The following is a 16946-nucleotide window of genomic DNA, read 5'->3' as shown; positions in this document are numbered from 1 at the left end:
GGCGTCTCCCATGGGGGCACGGGCCCAAGCACGCCTCAACCAGACTCAACCGCGGAGGGAGCCGACTGCGCGACTTGGGGCCAGGACTCCAGTGCTTTGTTACGCACGGTACACGCCTGGTGGCTCAATGGCGTGCGAAATGGAGCGCGAGCAGAAGGGCTCATCGATGACACTCACAACACCGGCACCCGAGGTTCCCACGCTCGTTTTGCAGGCGGACGAGCGGGCGGCTTCGGTGGCGCGGAGGTTCGTGGCGGAGCAATTCCGCGAATGGGGCGTTCGGGACGACTACACCGGACGGCTCGTGGTGTGCGAGCTCGTCACGAACGGCTATCGGCATGGGGAGGGGCCGATCGTCGTACGGGTGTTCCGGGACGAACGGGACGGGCTCGTGGTGATCGAGGTCTGGGACGCGGGTGCGGGACGCCCGGTCGTTCGGCCCCCGGACCACGGCGGGACGTCGGGGCGGGGGCTGCTGCTGGTGTCGGGGCTCGTCCACTCGTGGGGCGTTCGGGAGCTCAACGAGGGCGGGAAGGTCGCGTGGGCGAAGCTTCACGTGGAGTGAGCGACGGCCTCGTCCTCGAACTCCTGCGGCACCTGCTCCCCGGATGGGCGATCACCCGGGACGTCCACGGCGTCTGGCGGGCCATCGGACGGACGCACGTCGCGGCCTCGTCCGTCGGGGGGCTGGTCGACGCGATCGGCCGCGCGGATTCCCTTCCTCCGCCGACGCACCGGATGGTGCCGACGCGGTGGCCCGCATGACGCGCCGGATGCGGTTTTAAGGGGGTTTTATGCCGCGGCCCCTTCGATGGCCTGCGAGGAGGCTGATCATGGCGAAGGAGATCGGACGGCGGCGCGCGTTGCAGGCGTCGCTGACGGGGGCCGCCGCGCTCGGGATGGGCGGGATCGAACCGGCGGCGGCGTCGGCGCCGAGGCCGCCGCGCGGCGCGTACGCGCACAACGTGGAGGCGATCGGGTACAACGACCTCGAGCACCGGCCCGCGTTCAAGATGGCGGTGCGTCAGGTGCGGGGCCGCTGGTACCTCTACACCGGGCATTTCTGGCACAGCGGGTGGAGCGTCGTCGACGTCACCGACCCGCGGCGCCCCGAGGTGGTGCAGTTCGTCGAGGGGCCGGACGACACCTGGACGCTCCAGGTCGACCTGTCGGGCGACACGATGGTCACCGCGCTGGAGCGGGTCTTCCCCGACTTCGGCGGTGACCCGGGCGCCGACTTCGAGGACGGCGTCTACATCTGGGACATCGCGGACCCGGTGCGTCCGCGCAGGCTGAGCCACTACCGGACGGGCGGCACCGGCACGCACCGCAACCTGTACCCGGGCGGGCGGTACGTGCATCTGGCCGCGGGCCTCGAAGGGTTCTCGGGGAACATCTACGTGATCCTGGACATCGCGGACCGGCGGCGTCCGCGTGAGGTCGGGCGCTGGTGGGTGCCGGGGCAGCGCGACGGGGAGGCCGGGGACCCCACGGACCGCGAGCCGCACTCGCACGGGTTCTGCTGCGGCGACGCGGGCGACGTGTCGCTGCACGGGCCCGCGTACCCGGCCGGAAGGCACGTGTACCTGCCGTACGGCGGGGCGGGCCTGGTGGTCCTCGACATCTCGGACGTCTCGCGGCCGCGCCGGGTGGGCGGGCTGAGCTTCAGCCCGCCGTTCCATTCGAGGTTCGGCGTGCACGGGGTGCTGCCGGTGCCGGGGCGCAAGATCGCGTTCGCCAACTCCGAGGACGTCTCCTACGGCGCCGGCCCGGCGCCGCACGCGTCCATCGTCGACATCTCCGACCCGGCCGAGCCCTGGCTGCTGTCGACGCTGCCGGTCCCGGTCCCGCCGCCGGACGCGCCGTACGACGACTTCGCCACGCGGGGCGGCTGGAGCGGCCCCCACAACATCAACCACCACCAGCACCATCCGGACGTGCAGCGGCAGGGCGACCTGTTCTACATCGCGCACTTCAACGCCGGGCTGCGCGTCTACGACGTCTCGAACGTCCGGCTGCCGCGCGAGGTCGGCTACTTCGTGCCGCCGGACCCGGCCCGCCGGTACGGGCCGATGCCCGAGGGCGACCTGGTGGCGCAGACCGAGGACGTGGTCGTGGACCGCCGGGGCCACATCTACATCTCCGACAAGAACCAGGGCCTGTGGATCCTGCGCTACACCGGCCCCCGCACCTGACCACGGTGGTTCAGCGGGCGCGCGTGCCGGAAACGGCGTGTGGAGGACGGCGGCCGGCCGGTAGGGTCGCGTCATGATGATCTTCGGTCCGGTCATCGACGTCCGTCCGCTCTTCCCGCGCGAGCGGCAGGCCATGCTCGACCTGCTTCGGAGCCTGGGTCCCGACGAGTGGGCCGTGCCGACGGTATGCCCCGGGTGGGACGTGCACGACGTCGTCGGCCACGTGCTCAACGACTACATGCGGCGCTTGTCGGGCAGCCGCGACGGGTACGGCGGCGCGATCTTCGCCGATGACGAGACGCTTCCCGCGTACCTGGAGCGCACGAACGACGAGTTCGTCCGGGCGTCCCGGCAGCTCAGCCCGCAGCTGATGATCGAACTGCTGGATCAGCTGGGGCCGCGGATCGACGCCATGTGGGCCGAACGCGACCTCCAGGCCGCCGCCGACCTGAACGTCTCCTGGGCCGCCGCCGACGTCGACAGCCCCGCCTGGCTGGACATCGGCCGCGAGTACACCGAGTTCTGGGTCCACCAGCAGCAGGTCCGCGACGCCGTCGCGGTTCCGGGCGCCACCGAACCCGAGCTCATGGCTCCGGTGCTGGACGTCTTCGCGCGCGGCCTGCCGCACGCCCTGCGCATGCACGACCGGCCCGAAGGCAGCACCGTCCGCCTGGACGTGCTCGGCCCGGCGGGCGGACGGTGGGACGCGGTCCGGCGGGACGGACGATGGCGGATCGCCGACCCCGAGGAGGAGCCGACCGCACGCGTCTCGATGGACCAGGACGCCTTCTGGCGGCTGGCGACCAGAGGCATCACGGTGGAGGAGGCCCGCCGCCGATCGGAGGCGAGCGGCGACGCGGAGCTCACCGCGGCCGCCACGGCCCTGCTCGCGGTCGTCGCCTAGTACCCGCCCGGCATCGAACATGGTCGCCCGGTCGACGCCGCCGATCAGGCGAAGACGGCTCGGCCTCCCGAGATGACCGTGCGGTCGCCGGCGGTGGCCTCGAACAGGATCGCGTCCGGCTCCCGCCACGTCTCGATCGTCAGCTCGTCGCCGGGGAAGACCGGGGCGGCGAAGCGGCCGTCGAGTTCGGCCAGGTCGGCCGGGTGCTTCTCGTAGGCGTCCGCGACGGGCAGGACGATCGCGGCGAGCGTGCACAGGCCGTGCATGAACGGGCGGGGCATGCCGGCCGCCTTGGCGGCCTCGGGGTCGATGTGCATGTGGTGCCGGTCGCCCAGGAGCCGGTAGAGCGCCGCCTGGTTCGGGGACGTCCGCAGGGTGAGGGCGCGGTCCGGGTCGCCGGACGGCCGCCGCCCGGAGGACGGGCCCCGTTCGCCGCCGAAGCCGCCCGCGCCGGGCGCGAAGATCGACCACGTGGCGTCGAAGTACTCGCTCTCGACGACGACCTCGAAGACCGCGGCGCGGCCCTTGTCCCAGACCTCGCCGACGCGGGCCGTCATCGCGACGGCGCCCGCGGACGGCAGCGCCTCGCGGACGCGCAGGCGCTGCGAGCCGTGGACGGCGGTGGTCATGTCGAACGCGCCCGCGGGGCCGAGTTCGTCCGGCGCCCACTGCGCGAGGGTCAGCGCGAACGTGGGGAGGACGCGCAGGTCCTTCTCGAACACGAGGTCGAGCGCGCTCGCGGGGGCGCCGACGGCGAGGGCGTACAGGATCGCGCGGGTCTCGTCGTAGGCCGCCTCGCGGGTGCCGAGGGTCCGGCCGCGCCAGTCGCTCATCCGTCCGCTCCCAGGATCAGGCCGCTGGTCGGGACGCCGGTGCCGGCGGTGACCAGGACGTGGTGGACGTCGCCGGGCTGGTTCGGGGAGGTTCCGCGCAGGAGCCGCACGCCCTCGGCGATGCCGTTCATGCCGTGAATGTACGCCTCGCCGAGCTGGCCGCCGTGGGTGTTGACCGGTAGGCGGGAACCGACTTCGAGGTTGCCGTCGGCGATGAAGTCCTTCGCCTCGCCCTTCGCGCAGAAGCCGAGCTCTTCGAGCTGCGGCAGTACGAGCGGGGTGAAGTGGTCGTAGAGGATCGCCGCCTGGATGTCGGACGGCGTCAGCTTGCTCTGCGCGTACAGCTGGCGGCCCACGAGACCCATTTCGGGGATACCGGAGATCTCGGACCGGTAGTAGCTCGTCATCATGTGCTGGTCGTTGCCCGAGCCCTGCGCGGCGCCCCAGATGAGGGCGGGGCGGTGCGGGAGGTCGCGGGCCCGCTGGGCGGACACGACGACGATGGCCTGGCCGCCGTCGCTCTCCTGGCAGCAGTCGAGGAGGCGGAGGGGCTCGGCGATCCAGCGGGACGCCTGGTGGTCCTCCAGGGTGATGGGGCGCTCGTAGAACCAGGCGGCGGGGTTCTTCGCGGCGTGCTTGCGGTCGACGACGGCGACGCGGCCGAAGTCCTCGCTGGTCGCGCCGTACTCGTGCATGTAGCGGCGGGCGAACATCGCGACCCACTGGGCCGGGGTGTTGAGCCCGAACGGCGTCATCCACGAGTACGCGGCGCGGTCGGCGCTGACGTCCATCGGACGGTCGGCCTGGCCGAGGCCGTAGCGGACGCCGGAGCGCTCGTTGAACGCGCGGTAGCAGACGACGACGTCGGCGACGCCGGTCGCGACGGCCATCGCGGCCTGCTGCACGGTGCCGCAGGCGGCGCCGCCGCCGTGGCCGATGCGGGAGAAGAACTTCAGCTCGCCGATGCCGAGGTTGCGGGCGATGTGGATCTCGGAGCTGGTGTCGGCGGTGAACGTGACCATGCCGTCCACGTCGGACGGCTGGAGGCCGGCGTCGGTGATCGCGGCGAGGACGGCCTCGCAGGCGAGGCGCAGCTCGCTGCGGCCGGACTCCTTGGAGAACTCGGTGGCGCCGATGCCGGCGATCGCGGCGGCCCCGGGCAGGACGCTCATGCCTCGTTCCTTCGCAGTCGGACGACGACCGTGCCGGTCACGTGGGGGCCGAGCCCGTTCACGCCCTTGACGGCGATCTCGACGTCGTCGCCGTCCCGGGCCGTGACGGTGCCGGTGAGCCGCATCGTGTCGCCCGGGTAGTTGGGCGCGCCGAGGCGGATGCGGATCGCCTTGATCGTGCACGCGGGCCCGGCCCAGGCGGTGACGTAGCGGTCGACGAGGCCGTTCGTCGTGAGGATGTTCATGAAGACGTCCTTCGAGCCGCGCTCGGCGGCGAGGAACGGGTCGTGGTGGACGTCCTGGTAGTCGCGGCTCGCGATGGCGGTCGCGACGATCATGGTGCGGGTGAGCGGGACGTCGAGGGGCGGCAGTTCGTCGCCGACGGACGCGTTCGCGGCGTTCGAGGTCACAGGGCGGCTCCGAGGAGGGCGAGGTCGGCGGAGGCGCCGCCGAGGGTGCCGGAGATCTGCTTGCCCCACAGGAAGTACCGGTGGATCGGGTAGTCGACGTCGACGCCGATGCCGCCGTGCAGGTGCTGGGTGCGGTGCACGACGTTGAGGCCGCCCTCGTCCGACCACCACTTCGCGACGAGCGTCGCCTGCTCGGCGTCCTCCCCGGCGGCGGCGAGGGAGATCGCGTGCCAGAGGCAGACGCGGAGGGCGTCGATCTCGATGTAGGAGTCGGCGAGCTGGTGCTGGACGGCTTGGAAGGTGCCGAGCGGACGGCCGAACTGCTCGCGGCCCGCGAGGTAGTCGGCGGTCAGCCGCAGGGCGCCCTCGGCGACGCCGAGCTGGACGGCGGCGAGGGCGATCCGGGACAGCCGCAGCGCGGTGCCGAGGGCGCCGTCGCCGAGGCGTTCGGCCGGGGCCCCGTCGAGGGTGACGGTGCCCGCGACGTCGTGCGCGGTGGTGCGGGCGTCCTCCCGGGCCGTGCCGGGCGCGGCGGTGTCGACGGCGAACAGCGCGGGCCCGTCCGGGGCGGTCGCGGAGACGAGCATCCGCTGCGCGGCGGACGCGGACGGCACGACGGCCTTCGTGCCCGTGAGCCGCCAGGCGTCGCCGTCCGGCACGGCCCGGCAGGACGGCTCGGACGGCTCGCGCAGGCCGAACTCCTCGAGCGCGAGCGTGTACCGGAGGGTGCCGTCGACGATCTCCGGGGGGCAGGTGCCGTGCTCGGCGAGGGTGAGGCCCGCGACGAGGGCGGGCCACAGCGGGACGGGCGCGACGGTGCGGCCCTGCTCCTCCAGGAGGATCGCGAGGCCGGAGACGCCGAGGCCCGCGCCGCCCGCGGACTCGGGGAGCGCCACGCCGAGCAGGCCCGCGGCGGCGAGCTCCTTCCAGAGCGGCTCGTCGACGCCGGTCGCCTCGGCGGCGCGGAGCCGTTCGGGCGCGGTGTGGTCGGTGAGGATCTGCCGGGCCAGGTCCCGGACCGCTTCCAGTTCCTCGCCAAGGGTGAAGTCCATCAGCTCTCCTTCGGGCGGAAGATCGGCAGGGACAGGTCGGGGTCGGCGTCGAGCCAGTCGAGGACGACGGGCATGCCGACCTCGACGTCCGCGGGGGCCACGCCCGCCATGTTCGCGATGAGGCGGGTGCCCTCGGCCAGCTCGATGACGGCGACGACCAGCGGGTAGTCGAACGCGGGGTGCCGCGGGTGGTGGTTGACGGTGAACGTGTAGACGTGCCCGTCGCCCGACGACTCGACGGTGTCCCACGCGAACGAGCCGCACTGCGGGCAGGCGGGCCCGGGCGGGTGCCGCAGCGACTTGCACTCGGCGCAGCGCTGGATGACGAGGCGGTGCTCGCGGGCGGCCTCGAACCAGAACGCGTTGTCGGGGTTGATCGCGGGCCGCGGGCGCGGCGGCTTCGGGGCCTTCTTCTCGGCCGGGCGGAACCGGAGCGTCCGCCACCGCTGCGTCGCGACGACCTCGCCGTCCGCGTCCCGGTACGTCTTGACCGTGCTGACGAACCGGCCGGTGCCGAGGGCGGTCTTCTTCTCCGGGGAGATCGACTCGACGCGCTCCTCGACGCTGACGTGGTCGCCGGGCCGCAGCTCCCGGACGAACTCGAAGTCGGAGTCGGTCGCGACGACGGACGTGTACCCGCCCTCGGCGAGCAGGTCGACGAGCTCGTCGAACGGCGAGCGGTCCGCGTCGGGACGGACGGTCGCGGCGTAGCCCCGCATCGTCCACGCCTGGACCATCGAGGCGGGCGCGACGATCCCGTCGCGCCCGGTGGCGCGGGCCGCCTCGTCGTCGAGGTAGACCGGGTTGTCGTCCTCCATCGCCTCGACCCAGTGGCGGATCATGGGGACGTTCACGGGGTCCTGGCCGGGCCGGCGGGAGACCAGCTCGCGGCCGACGAACGCCTGGAGGCGCGCTTCGTACTCGTCGGCGGCGCTCATGCGCGCTTCCCCCGGGGGAGGCCGAGGCCCTGCACGGCGACCATGTCCCGCAGGACCTCGTTGACGCCGCCGCCGAACGTGTTGACGATGCCCTGCCGGGAGAGCTGCTCGATCTGCCCGTGCAGCGCGGCGCCCGGCGATTCGGGACGGATCCGGCCCGCGGCGCCGAGCACGTTCGTCAGCGTCCGCTGGACGTCGATGTGCGTCTCCGTCCCGTACGCCTTCGCCGCCCCGGCCTGCGCGCCGGTGAGGGTGCCGTGCTCGACGGCCATCGTCATCTTCCAGTTCATCAGCCGCATCGCCTCGAGCTTCGCGTGGGTGCGGGCGAGGTCCCGGCGGACCCACGGCACGTCGATGACGCCCTCCTCGCGGGCCCACGCGGCGACGTCCTCCCAGAGCCGGATCATCCGGCCGCCGAGCGCGGCGAGGCCGATGCGCTCGTGGTTGAGCTGGGTGGTGATGAGGCCCCAGCCGCCGTCGACGTCGCCGACGACGGACGACGCGGGCACGCGCACCCCGTTGTAGTACGTCGCGGTGACGACCATGCCGCCGACGCACTGGATCGGGCTCCACGAGAACCCGTCGGCGTCGGTGGGCACGATCAGGATCGAGATGCCCTTGTGCTTCGGCGCGTCCGGGTTCGTGCGGGCGGCGAGCCACACGTGGTCGGCGGTGTTCGCGCCGCTCGTGAAGACCTTGCCGCCGTCGACGACGAAGGAGTCGCCGTCGCGGACGGCGCGGGTGCGCAGCGACGCGAGGTCGGTGCCGGCGTCGGGTTCGGTGTAGCCGATCGCGAAGACGACGTCGCCCGACAGGATGCCCGGAAGGTACGTCTTCTTCTGCTCGTCGGTGCCGAACCGCATCAGGGTGGGGCCGACGGTGTTGACGGTGACGAACGGGAACGGCAGCCCGGCGCGCTGCACCTCGTCGAAGAAGACGTACTGCTCGGCGGTCGAGCGGCCCTGGCCGCCGTACTCGGCCGGCCAGCCGTAGCCGAGCCAGCCGTCGTCGCCGAGCCGCTTGACGATCTCGCGGAACCGGTCGCCGCCGACGCCCTCCTCGCCGGCGCGGCGGCGGACGTCCGGGGGCAGCAGGTTCGCGAAGTACGCGCGCAGCTCGGCCCTCAGTTTCCGATGTTCGGCGGTCTCGCGCAGGTCCATGGCGGCTCTCTTTCAGGGGAGGAAGCGGCGGCGGCCGTTGGCGACGAACTCCTCGCGCAGCGCCGTCCTGTCGTCGTCGGTCATCAGGACGTAGGAGGGGGCGCCCCGCCCGGTCCACCGGTAGACGGGGTCGGCGGTGCGCCAGCCCTCGAGCTGCATCTCCTTCTTGCGCAGCTTCCCGGAGCCGGTGGTCGGCAGGGCGTGGGACACGCGGACGAACCGGGGCGCGCCCTTCGTGCCGAGGTCGTCCTGCGCGGCGAGGAACGCGGCGAGGTCGAGGTCCTCGAACGCGACGCCCTCGGGGATCTCGATCGCGGCCATGACCTGGTCGCCCGAGCGCGGATCGGGGACGCCGAACGCGACCGCGTCGACGATCTTCGGGTGGCGGCGGACGACGAGCTGGGTGAGCAGCGCGGAGATGTTCTCGGAGTCGACGCGGATCCAGTCGCCGGAGCGGCCGCCGAAGTAGAGGAAGCCGTCGCCGTCGACGTAGCCGAGGTCGCCGGTCCAGTACCAGCCGTGCCGGACGCGTTCGGCGTCGGCCTCGGGGTTCTTGTAGTAGCCCTCGAACTTCGCGGCGCCGTGCACGTCGACGATCTCGCCGACGGCCTGCTCGGCGTTGAGGACGCGGCCGTGCTCGTCCAGGACGGCCGGGGCGCACGTCTCGCGGGTCTCCGGGTTGACGATGCGGACGCCGTCGTGGGCGGGTCTGCCGAACGCGGTCGGCGGCGTGGCCGGGTCGCGCTTGATCATCCCGGCGCCCTCGCTGGAGCCGTAGCCCTCGACGAGGCGGGCGCCGAAGCGGCGGTGGAACTCGGCCTTGTCCTCGGGGGACGCCTCGGTGCCGAACCCGTGCGTGAGCGTGTTGTCGGCGTCGTCCGGCTTCTCCGGGGTGGCGAGGACGTAGCCGATGGCCTTGCCGACGTAGGTGAAGAACGTCGCGCCGTAGAACCGGACGTCCGGGAGGAAGCCGGACGCGGAGAACTTCGGCGTCAGGCAGACGCAGCCGCCGGCGGCGAGCGTGGGCGCCCACAGGGCCATGAGGGCGTTGCCGTGGAACAGCGGCATCGGGCAGTACGAGATCTCGTCGCGCTTGATGTCGTACTTGGCGGAGTTGTTCCGGCCCAGTTCGGCGAGCCGCCCCTGCGAGCAGCGGGCCGCCTTGGACGCCCCCGTGGTCCCGGAGGTGAACAGCAGGAGCATCTGGGTGGTCGGCGTGACGGACGGGTCCGCCGCGGGCTCGCACGCGTGCGCGGCCACGCGGGACGCGTACGCGTCGTCGTCGACCAGCAGGAACCGGTCGCGGGGGACGCCGATGTCGAGGCCGTCGAGCAGCTTCGCGCCCGCCGCGTCGGTGACGACGAGCTGCAGGTCGGTGTGCCGGACCTCCTGCTCCAGGTAGGCGCCGGTGCGGGTCGGGTTGATGCCGACGATGGTCGCGCCGCTCAGCGCGGCGGCCCCGAGCCACAGGACGTACTCGGGCACGTTGTCGAGCAGGACGCCGATGTGGAACGGCCGGTCGTCCAGGCGCAGCTCGCGGGCGAGCGCCGCGCGGGCCGCGCCGTCCCGGACCACCTCGTCCCACGTCCACGTCCGGTCGCGGCTGCGCAGGCCGGGACGGTCGTCGCCCAGCCGTGCGAGCAGCAGTCCGGCGATCGTCTCGGTGCGCCCCGTCCCCTCGGACACGGCCCCCTCGGACACGCGCGCTCCGGGAACTGGCGATGTCATGGATCCTCCGTCAACACGTGATGCGACTGGCTCGAACGTAATGAGCGGGATGCCCGGACGGTCCGGACATCCCGCTCACTGGGAGCGACGGGCGCCGCCGCGCGGCCCCGCCGGTCAGCCCTTGAGGGCGGCGGTGAGCTGGTCGGCGCGGGCCTGCGACTCGACGAGCTGGCGCAGCAGCCACAGCCGCAGGACGCGCGCGAGCACGGCGGCGACGTACAGCGCGGCGCCGAGCACGGTTACGCCCACGAAGCCGGTCGCCATGATGTGCAGCGACCCGACGTTGCGGATGTCGTCCTGCGCGAGCGAGATGTTGTAGCAGACGAACGCGCCGACGACCCCGGTGATCATCAGCAGCGCGCCGACGATGCGCAGCGCGCCGTCGTGGCGGGACTGGTCGGTCCTCAGCCGCTCGTCCGCCACGTCCTTCTTGAACTGCTCGCGTCGTTCCTCGGTGAGCATGGTCGCGTCAACCTCCCAGGTAGTCGCTGGACAGCCGGTCTTCGATCTCGGCGGGCGCGCCGGCCGCGACGACCCGTCCGTGGAGCATGAGGGCGGCGGTGTCGGCGATCGGCAGCACCGCGCGGGCGAACTGCTCGGCCACCAGCACCGACAGGCCGCCCTCGACCAGTTCGGCGACCGTCTCGTACATCTTCGAGACGATCATGGGCGCGAGCCCCATGGACAGTTCGTCGAGCAGCAGCACCGCGGGGTCGGTGCCGAGCGCGCGCGACAGCGCGAGCATCTGCTGCTCGCCGCCGGACATGGACCCGGCGAGCTGGTCGCGCCGCTTCGCCAGGATCGGGAAGCGGGCGAACGCCTTCTCCTCGACGTCCTCGCGGCGGGCGCCCGTCCCGGTGGCGGCCCACAGGTTCTCCCGCACGGTCAGGTTCGGGAAGACGCCGCGCCCCTCCGGGATCGAGCACACGCCGAGCCGCGCCGCCCGCTGCGCGGTGACGCCGTTCATCTTCCGGCCCGCGAACCGCAGCTCGCCCCGGGACGGCGCGTGCAGGCCGCCGCACACGCGCATCGTGGTGGACTTGCCGCCGCCGTTCGGGCCGAGCAGCGCGAGCAGGGACCCCGGCCGCAGCGCCAGGTCCACGCCGTGCAGCACCTCGATGGCGCCGTAGGCGGCGTGGACGCCCCGCAGTTCGAGCAGGGGTTCCGCGACGGCCGCCGTTCCCACCTCGGCCTCCATGTCCGTCATGCGGCCTCCTCCGTCCCGATGTAGGCGGCGATGACCTCGGGGGACTCCTTGATCTCGGCCGGGGTGCCGGACGCGATCAGGGCGCCGTAGTCGAGGACATGGATCATCGAGCACAGCCCCATGACGAGCGGCAGGTCGTGCTCGACGAGGCAGATCGCGAGGCCGTCGGCGGCGAGGCCGGTGAGCATCTCGGCGAACGCCTCGGTCTCCTGCTCCGTCTGCCCGGACGCGGGCTCGTCCAGGAGGAGGACGCGCGGGGACGTCATCAGCGCGCGGGCGACCTCGACGACGCGGGCCCGCCCGATCGGGATGTCCGACACCTCCTGGTCCGCAATGTCGGTCAGGCCGGTGCGCTCCAGGATCCGGTCGGTCTCCGCTTCGAGGTCGAACCGCCTGCGGCGTCCGGTGCTGCGCCGGACGTCCCCGGCGACGCGCACGTTGTCGCGCACGGACAGCGACAGGAACAGCTCCAGCCGCTGGAACGTGCGCGCCATGCCGCGCCGCGCGCGCTTGGCCGGGGGCAGTTTGGTGATGTCGGCGCCGTCCAGCAGAACCTGTCCGGACGCGGGCTTCTGCAGGCCCGTGATGGTGTTGAACATCGTCGTCTTGCCCGCGCCGTTCGGGCCGATCAGCCCGGTGATCTGCCCTTCGGCGACGGTCAGGCTCACGTCGTCCACGGCGGTGTTGCCGCCGAACCGGACGGTGACGCCCCGTGTCTCAAGCAGTGGCACTGACCTCTCCCTTCACGCTGGTGACGGGCAGCCCGAGTTCCTGGTCCAGGCGCGCGCGCACGTCGTCGGTGTAGGGCTCGTCCACGCCGAGCAGTTCGAGCGGCGTCTCCCGCTTGCGTCCCTCTTCCAGGACCATGCGGCCGACGACCGGCAGGAGCATGACCACGCTGAGGGCGATGAGGGAGAACGTCCACGAGCCGATCACGCCGGTCACCGCGAGGACGTAGAGGACGGCCCCGAACGCGGCCGCCCCGTAGAGGAGCGGTTTCGCGCCGCGCATCGCCCGGTAGCCCTCGACGATGTCGTGGACGACGCCGCTCGGGTTCTTGCCGACGCCCATCCCCACCAGCGCCGTCAGCACCATCACGAGGTGGCTGAGCGCGGTGAAGATCTCGGCGGGGCCCTCGTGCTCCAGGGCGAGGTCGCCGAACGTCCCCACCAGCACCGCGCCGCCGACGCCCGCCATCAGCCCGCCGAACAGGGCGCCGCTGATGTAGCCGATGCCCGCGACGACGACGAGCATCAGCAGGCTGAGGCTCACGGTGAAGGTGAAGTTCTCCTGCGCGACGGTGCCGGTCGCGGCCGACATCAAGATGCCGCCGAGGCCCGCGATCGCCGCGGAGATCATGAAGACGCCGAGCTTGAGCCGGACGAGGTTCTGCCCGAGCATCGCCGTCGCCGCCGGGCTGTCCTTCATCGCCGCGAGCCGCCGCCCGTACCCGCCGGCGCGCAGGGCCGCGAGGCCGATCGCGATGAGCGCGAACAGGACGGTCGCCGTCATCAGGAACGTGGTGCCGTCCCGCAGGTCGACCGGGCCGAGCTTCGGCGGCGGGATCACGAGGGAACCGCCGGGGAACAGCGTGAACGTCACCCCGAACAGCTCGTGCTGCGTGGTGTCGCGCAGCACCATGTTCGACAGGAACACCCCGAACGCCATCGTCGCCAGGGCCAGGTACAGGCCGCGCAGGCGGAGCGCCGGGAGGGCGATCAGCCCGCCGACGACGGCCGCGGCGAGCACGCCGAGCAGCACGCCGTGCACCCCGAGCCGCGCCGCGAGGCCGCTGCCCCGCACCCCGAAGTGGAACGCGACGACCGTGGCGACCGCCCCGAACGCCAGCGGCGCGAGGTTCAGCTCGCCCGCGTAGCCGGTGAGGACGGTCAGCGACAGCGCGATGATCGCGAACGACATGCCGAGCGCGAGCGTCGAGACGCCGCCGTCCGACAGCAGCAGGCTGTACAGGTAGACGACCGCGACGAGCACGGCGCCCCACACCGCCGCCGACCGGACCGTCGGCGGGCGGTACCGCTCCCGGGTCCGGACGGCCGCGCCCCGCAGCCGGTCCTGCGGCAGCACGACCAGCACGACGAACAGCAGGATCATCGGCAGCGACACCCGCAGGTTGCCCGCGAACGTCCCGGCGGACGGCATGTACGCGAGCACGTAGTTCGCCGCGAGGCCGAGGACGATCGCGCCCGCGAACGTCCGGGGGATGCTGCGCAGCCGTCCGAACATCGCCGCCGCGAACGCGTCGATCACCAGCAGGGTCAGCATGTTCGCGTCCAGGCCGCCGCCGCTGATCGGGACGATCAGGACGCCGGCGAGCACGGCCAGCGTGGACCCGAGGGCCCACGCGAGCATCGCGGCCCGCTCGGGGTCGTGCCCGTTCAGCCGCACGAGGTCGGGGTCGTCGACGGACGCGCGCATCACCACGCCCGTCCGGCTGCGGGTGAACAGGATCCGCAGCCCGACCGCGATCGCCACGGCGGCGGCCAGGCAGACGATCTCGTGCCAGCGGACCACCACCCCGGCGACGGTGATCTTCGCGCCGCCGCCGAAGAACATGTCGACGGTGTACGCCTCGTCCGGGTTCCACGCCCACTGGGCGAGGTAGACCGTTCCAAGGAGCACCGCCACCGTCACGATGATCTTCGTGACCTCCGCGGTGCCGCGCAGCCCCCGCATGATCACCGCGTGCAGCGCGGCGCCCATCGCCGGGCCGACCACGCCCACCACGATGACCAGCGCCAGCCAGACCGGCCAGCCCCACACGTTGGTGAACTGCCAGTAGAGGAACGTTCCGAACATGGCTTGTGCGCCGTGGGCGAAGTTGAAGATGCCCGAGGTGTTGTAGGTAAGGACGAGTCCCGAGGCCGCGATGAAGTACACCGCGCCCAGGACGAGCCCCAGGATCGTGTACGTCAGGAACGTCGTCATGCGCGAGTCCCTCCCGTGGGTCGTGCCACCGGTCGCGCCACCGGTCGTGGCGCCGGTCGTGTCACCGTGCGCCTCACGAGGTCTGCGGCTTGATGACGTCGTCCGTCAGGAACTTCGTGGAGGTCCGGTCGTCGTTCAGCTCGGTGCCCCACGTCTTGGGGTCGGTCTCCACCACGTAGTCGTCACCGCAGGAGAACTCGCCGGCCTCCTTCGGGAAGACCTGCTCCCACTTCTCGCCGGTCAGCTTCACGACCAGCGCGCAGCTCGCGGGCTTGTTGGCGCCCGGGTCGGTCGGGGCGTGCAGCCCGCCGCCCGTCCACTCGTGGATCTTCGCCAGCTCGTTGACGACGCACTGCCGGGTGAGGTCGGAGCCGCACTCGTCGGCGGCCGTCGCCCACAGCAGGAACGACGACGTCGCCTGCATGCCCAGCAGCGCGACCTTGCCGTCCTTCGCCTCGACGAGGTCCATGTACTGCTCGACCGCCGGCACCTCGGCGGCGTTCTCGAACGGCTGGAAGATCATGCCCGCGTGCAGGTTGTCGCCCGCACCCGAGCCCTTGTTCCACTCGGAGACCTTGGTGCTGTACCAGGTCGCCTCCATCAGGTACTTCGGCTCGGCGCCCGCCCGCTTCACCGACTCCAGCAGGCTGAACTGGCCCGGGTCGGGGCTGTCGGACGACCACAGGTACCCGGCGCCGCACTCCTTGATCTTCTGCGCGAACGGCATGTAGCCGCTCTCGCCCGCGTCGTTCAGCCGGACGCCGCACTCCAGCGGCTCCACGCCGACCTGCTTCATCGCCGACTTGACCTTGTTCGTCCCGGTCGTCACCGCGGGCGACGTCGACAGCAGCACGTCCGTCTTCCCGTCGAAGTCCGACCACATCTCCTGCGCGATGCGCAGCGACCCGATGTTCATCCGGTCCACCGGGTACGGGACGGCCTCGAACTTCATCGGGCCCATCGCCGCGTTCGGGCCCACCGTGAAGCCCGCGACCGTCGGCAGCTTGCACGCCACCCGGTACTGCTCGGCGGCGTCGTCCATCGCGAAGCCCTGCCCGACGAGCATGAAGTCCTGCTTGCAGGACTCCTGCATCACCTTCGCGGCGTGCATGTAGGCGCCGTCGTACTGGTTGCCCTCGATCTTGCGGCCGTTGATGCCGCCCTGCCCGTTGCACCAGTCGATCAGCGCGGAGACGGCGTCGCCCATCTCCTTCGACAGGCCCGGCGCGGACGCGAAGCCCCGGTCGTCGCCGTAGCCGATCGTGATGGCGTCGTCGGTGACGCCCTGGTCGGTGGCGCCCTTCGCGTCGCCCGGCCCGCAGGGCGACGGCAGCGTCCCGAACTTCTCGGCGGACGCGGCGGCCTGCCCGCCGCCGTCCGCGCCGCCGCCCTGGATCAGCGCGGTCCCGGACCGCTCGCTGGTACAGGACGCCACCAGCGCCACGGCGAGGGCACCCGCCGCGAGGCGTCCGATCTTGTCGACCTTCATCCGGTCGTCTCCTTTAGTGGGTGGGGGTGGTGATGGCGGGGGGCGAAGTCCTCGGCGCGTCCTCGGCGCGTCCCGGCGCGGCCGTCCCTGCGCCGGCGTCAGCCGAAGAAGGCCTGGCCCCCGTCGAGCGGGATCGTGGCGCCGGTCAGGTAGCGCAGGTCGGGCTGGACGAGCGCGAGCACCGCCCGGCCGATGTCCTGCTCGCAGTCGCCGATGTAGCCGAGCGGGATCGTCTTGCGGAACTCCTCGGCGGCCTCGGGGAACGCGTCGGCCCACTTCCGCAGGCCGGGCGAGAGGGCGTGCGGCGCGATCGAGTTCGCGCGGACGCCGTCCGGGCCCCACTCGGCGGCGGCCGTCCTGGTCAGCGACCGGAGCGCCTGCTTGGCCGCCGCGTACGCGCCGTACGTCTGCGGGTCCCAGCGGACCATCGCGGAGGTGACGAGGTTGACGATGCTGCCGCCGCCGCGCGCCTTCATGTGCGGGTGGCACGCCTTCATGAACGCGAACGCCGCGAACGGGCCGGTGCGGAAGCCCTTCTGGAAGTCGGCGTCGCTCATCTCCAGCAGCGGCCCGTACTTCCCCGAGTAGGCGTTGTTGACCAGGATGTCGACGCCGCCCAGCCGCTCCGCGATCGCGTCCACGAGCCCCGGGATCGCGTCGGTGTCGGCGACGTCGCAGACGAACGGCTCGGCGCGCGCCCCGCGCTCGCGCACGAGCTCGCACGTCGTCTCGAGCTTCGCCGCGGTCCGGCCGAGCACCGCGATCGCGGCGCCCTCCGACGCGAGCGCCAGCGCGATGCCCTGCCCCACGCCCTGCCCGGCGCCCGTCACGATCGCGACCTTGTCGTCGAGGGTTCCCATGCTGCGCTCCCGCGGTTCGATGACCCTGGTGTGTGGCGATGGACCAGGTGAC

17 protein-coding genes are annotated in these 16946 nt (G+C 72.4%); 4 read left to right on the top strand and 13 right to left on the bottom strand.

From position 1 onward, the window contains the following. Positions 1-10: 10 nt before the first annotated feature. The 4 genes from AB0L25_RS03650 (at position 11) to AB0L25_RS03635 (ending at position 3099) form a co-directional block, all read left to right on the top strand. Positions 11-565 (top strand): ATP-binding protein, encoded by a 555-nt coding sequence (locus tag AB0L25_RS03650; RefSeq protein ID WP_500168262.1) that lies wholly within the window; start codon positions 11-13, stop codon positions 563-565. Continuing rightward, positions 562-765, top strand: coding sequence for a hypothetical protein (locus AB0L25_RS03645; protein WP_500168260.1), 204 nt, complete (start codon positions 562-564; stop codon positions 763-765). The genes AB0L25_RS03650 and AB0L25_RS03645 overlap by 4 nt, the downstream gene beginning before the upstream one ends. Before the next feature lie 68 nt (positions 766-833). Beyond that, positions 834-2195 (top strand): LVIVD repeat-containing protein, encoded by a 1362-nt coding sequence (locus AB0L25_RS03640; protein ID WP_500168259.1) that lies wholly within the window; start codon positions 834-836, stop codon positions 2193-2195. Between the two features lie 73 nt (positions 2196-2268). Continuing rightward, a complete protein-coding gene (locus AB0L25_RS03635) occupies positions 2269-3099 on the top strand; it encodes a maleylpyruvate isomerase family mycothiol-dependent enzyme (protein WP_500168257.1) in 831 nt (276 codons plus the stop codon). Between the two features lie 44 nt (positions 3100-3143). Here the strand turns inward: AB0L25_RS03635 and AB0L25_RS03630 are convergent, their stop codons facing one another. The 13 genes from AB0L25_RS03630 to AB0L25_RS03570 all read right to left on the bottom strand — a co-directional run bounded on the left by AB0L25_RS03630 (position 3144) and on the right by AB0L25_RS03570 (position 16894). After that, on the bottom strand, positions 3144-3932 hold the full coding sequence (locus AB0L25_RS03630) for a MaoC/PaaZ C-terminal domain-containing protein (RefSeq protein ID WP_500168255.1): 789 nt from the start codon (positions 3930-3932) through the stop codon (positions 3144-3146). Further along, complete coding sequence (locus AB0L25_RS03625) at positions 3929-5104, bottom strand: lipid-transfer protein (protein WP_500168254.1); 1176 nt, start codon at positions 5102-5104, stop codon at positions 3929-3931. Before AB0L25_RS03625 ends, AB0L25_RS03630 begins: the two co-directional genes overlap by 4 nt. Next, positions 5101-5514, bottom strand: a complete 414-nt coding sequence (locus AB0L25_RS03620) for a MaoC family dehydratase (protein WP_500168252.1) — start codon at positions 5512-5514, stop codon at positions 5101-5103. Before AB0L25_RS03620 ends, AB0L25_RS03625 begins: the two co-directional genes overlap by 4 nt. Next, complete coding sequence (locus AB0L25_RS03615) at positions 5511-6566, bottom strand: acyl-CoA dehydrogenase family protein (RefSeq protein ID WP_500168250.1); 1056 nt, start codon at positions 6564-6566, stop codon at positions 5511-5513. The genes AB0L25_RS03620 and AB0L25_RS03615 overlap by 4 nt, the downstream gene beginning before the upstream one ends. Next, positions 6566-7504 (bottom strand): bifunctional MaoC family dehydratase N-terminal/OB-fold nucleic acid binding domain-containing protein, encoded by a 939-nt coding sequence (locus tag AB0L25_RS03610; protein ID WP_500168248.1) that lies wholly within the window; start codon positions 7502-7504, stop codon positions 6566-6568. Before AB0L25_RS03610 ends, AB0L25_RS03615 begins: the two co-directional genes overlap by 1 nt. Then, on the bottom strand, positions 7501-8664 hold the full coding sequence (locus AB0L25_RS03605) for an acyl-CoA dehydrogenase family protein (protein ID WP_500168246.1): 1164 nt from the start codon (positions 8662-8664) through the stop codon (positions 7501-7503). Before AB0L25_RS03605 ends, AB0L25_RS03610 begins: the two co-directional genes overlap by 4 nt. Before the next feature lie 12 nt (positions 8665-8676). Further along, a complete protein-coding gene (casI, locus tag AB0L25_RS03600; RefSeq protein ID WP_500168244.1) occupies positions 8677-10365 on the bottom strand; it encodes a steroid-22-oyl-CoA synthetase in 1689 nt (562 codons plus the stop codon). 141 nt (positions 10366-10506) lie between these two features. Further along, the gene (locus tag AB0L25_RS03595) at positions 10507-10854 is read right to left on the bottom strand and encodes a hypothetical protein (RefSeq protein WP_500168242.1); all 348 of its coding nucleotides are present in this window, start codon (positions 10852-10854) and stop codon (positions 10507-10509) included. Positions 10855-10861: 7 nt separating this feature from the next. Continuing rightward, entirely contained in the window at positions 10862-11599 is a 738-nt protein-coding gene (locus AB0L25_RS03590; RefSeq protein ID WP_500168240.1) for an ABC transporter ATP-binding protein, read from the bottom strand. Beyond that, complete coding sequence (locus AB0L25_RS03585; protein WP_500168238.1) at positions 11596-12330, bottom strand: ABC transporter ATP-binding protein; 735 nt, start codon at positions 12328-12330, stop codon at positions 11596-11598. The genes AB0L25_RS03590 and AB0L25_RS03585 overlap by 4 nt, the downstream gene beginning before the upstream one ends. Then, positions 12317-14545, bottom strand: a complete 2229-nt coding sequence (locus AB0L25_RS03580; protein WP_500168236.1) for an ABC transporter permease — start codon at positions 14543-14545, stop codon at positions 12317-12319. The genes AB0L25_RS03585 and AB0L25_RS03580 overlap by 14 nt, the downstream gene beginning before the upstream one ends. 73 nt (positions 14546-14618) lie before the next feature. After that, entirely contained in the window at positions 14619-16034 is a 1416-nt protein-coding gene (locus AB0L25_RS03575) for an ABC transporter substrate-binding protein (RefSeq protein ID WP_500168234.1), read from the bottom strand. A 98-nt stretch (positions 16035-16132) separates the two neighbouring features. Next, positions 16133-16894 carry an SDR family NAD(P)-dependent oxidoreductase gene (locus AB0L25_RS03570; protein ID WP_500168232.1) on the bottom strand — a complete coding sequence of 254 codons (762 nt, stop codon included), beginning with the start codon at positions 16892-16894 and terminating at the stop codon, positions 16133-16135. Positions 16895-16946: the final 52 nt, after the last annotated feature.

Source organism: Spirillospora sp. NPDC052242, from assembly GCF_040679555.1.
GTDB lineage: Bacteria > Actinomycetota > Actinomycetes > Streptosporangiales > Streptosporangiaceae > Spirillospora.
The sequence above is the reverse complement of the archived record's forward strand: the minus strand, read 5'-3'. Positions and strand labels throughout refer to the sequence as shown.

Excerpts from the sequence above, each read along its gene's own strand:
- AB0L25_RS03575 (WP_500168234.1), bottom strand. The coding sequence starts at position 16,034 with ATGAAGGTCGACAAGATCGGACGCCTCGCGGCGGGTGCCCTCGCCGTG.
- AB0L25_RS03595 (WP_500168242.1), bottom strand. The coding sequence starts at position 10,854 with ATGCTCACCGAGGAACGACGCGAGCAGTTCAAGAAGGACGTGGCGGAC.
- AB0L25_RS03640 (WP_500168259.1), top strand. The coding sequence starts at position 834 with ATGGCGAAGGAGATCGGACGGCGGCGCGCGTTGCAGGCGTCGCTGACG.
- AB0L25_RS03630 (WP_500168255.1), bottom strand. The coding sequence starts at position 3,932 with ATGAGCGACTGGCGCGGCCGGACCCTCGGCACCCGCGAGGCGGCCTAC.
- AB0L25_RS03615 (WP_500168250.1), bottom strand. The coding sequence starts at position 6,566 with ATGGACTTCACCCTTGGCGAGGAACTGGAAGCGGTCCGGGACCTGGCC.
- AB0L25_RS03610 (WP_500168248.1), bottom strand. The coding sequence starts at position 7,504 with ATGAGCGCCGCCGACGAGTACGAAGCGCGCCTCCAGGCGTTCGTCGGC.
- AB0L25_RS03625 (WP_500168254.1), bottom strand. The coding sequence starts at position 5,104 with ATGAGCGTCCTGCCCGGGGCCGCCGCGATCGCCGGCATCGGCGCCACC.
- AB0L25_RS03635 (WP_500168257.1), top strand. The coding sequence starts at position 2,269 with ATGATGATCTTCGGTCCGGTCATCGACGTCCGTCCGCTCTTCCCGCGC.
- AB0L25_RS03650 (WP_500168262.1), top strand. The coding sequence starts at position 11 with ATGGGGGCACGGGCCCAAGCACGCCTCAACCAGACTCAACCGCGGAGG.
- AB0L25_RS03605 (WP_500168246.1), bottom strand. The coding sequence starts at position 8,664 with ATGGACCTGCGCGAGACCGCCGAACATCGGAAACTGAGGGCCGAGCTG.
- AB0L25_RS03570 (WP_500168232.1), bottom strand. The coding sequence starts at position 16,894 with ATGGGAACCCTCGACGACAAGGTCGCGATCGTGACGGGCGCCGGGCAG.
- AB0L25_RS03580 (WP_500168236.1), bottom strand. The coding sequence starts at position 14,545 with ATGACGACGTTCCTGACGTACACGATCCTGGGGCTCGTCCTGGGCGCG.
- AB0L25_RS03590 (WP_500168240.1), bottom strand. The coding sequence starts at position 11,599 with ATGACGGACATGGAGGCCGAGGTGGGAACGGCGGCCGTCGCGGAACCC.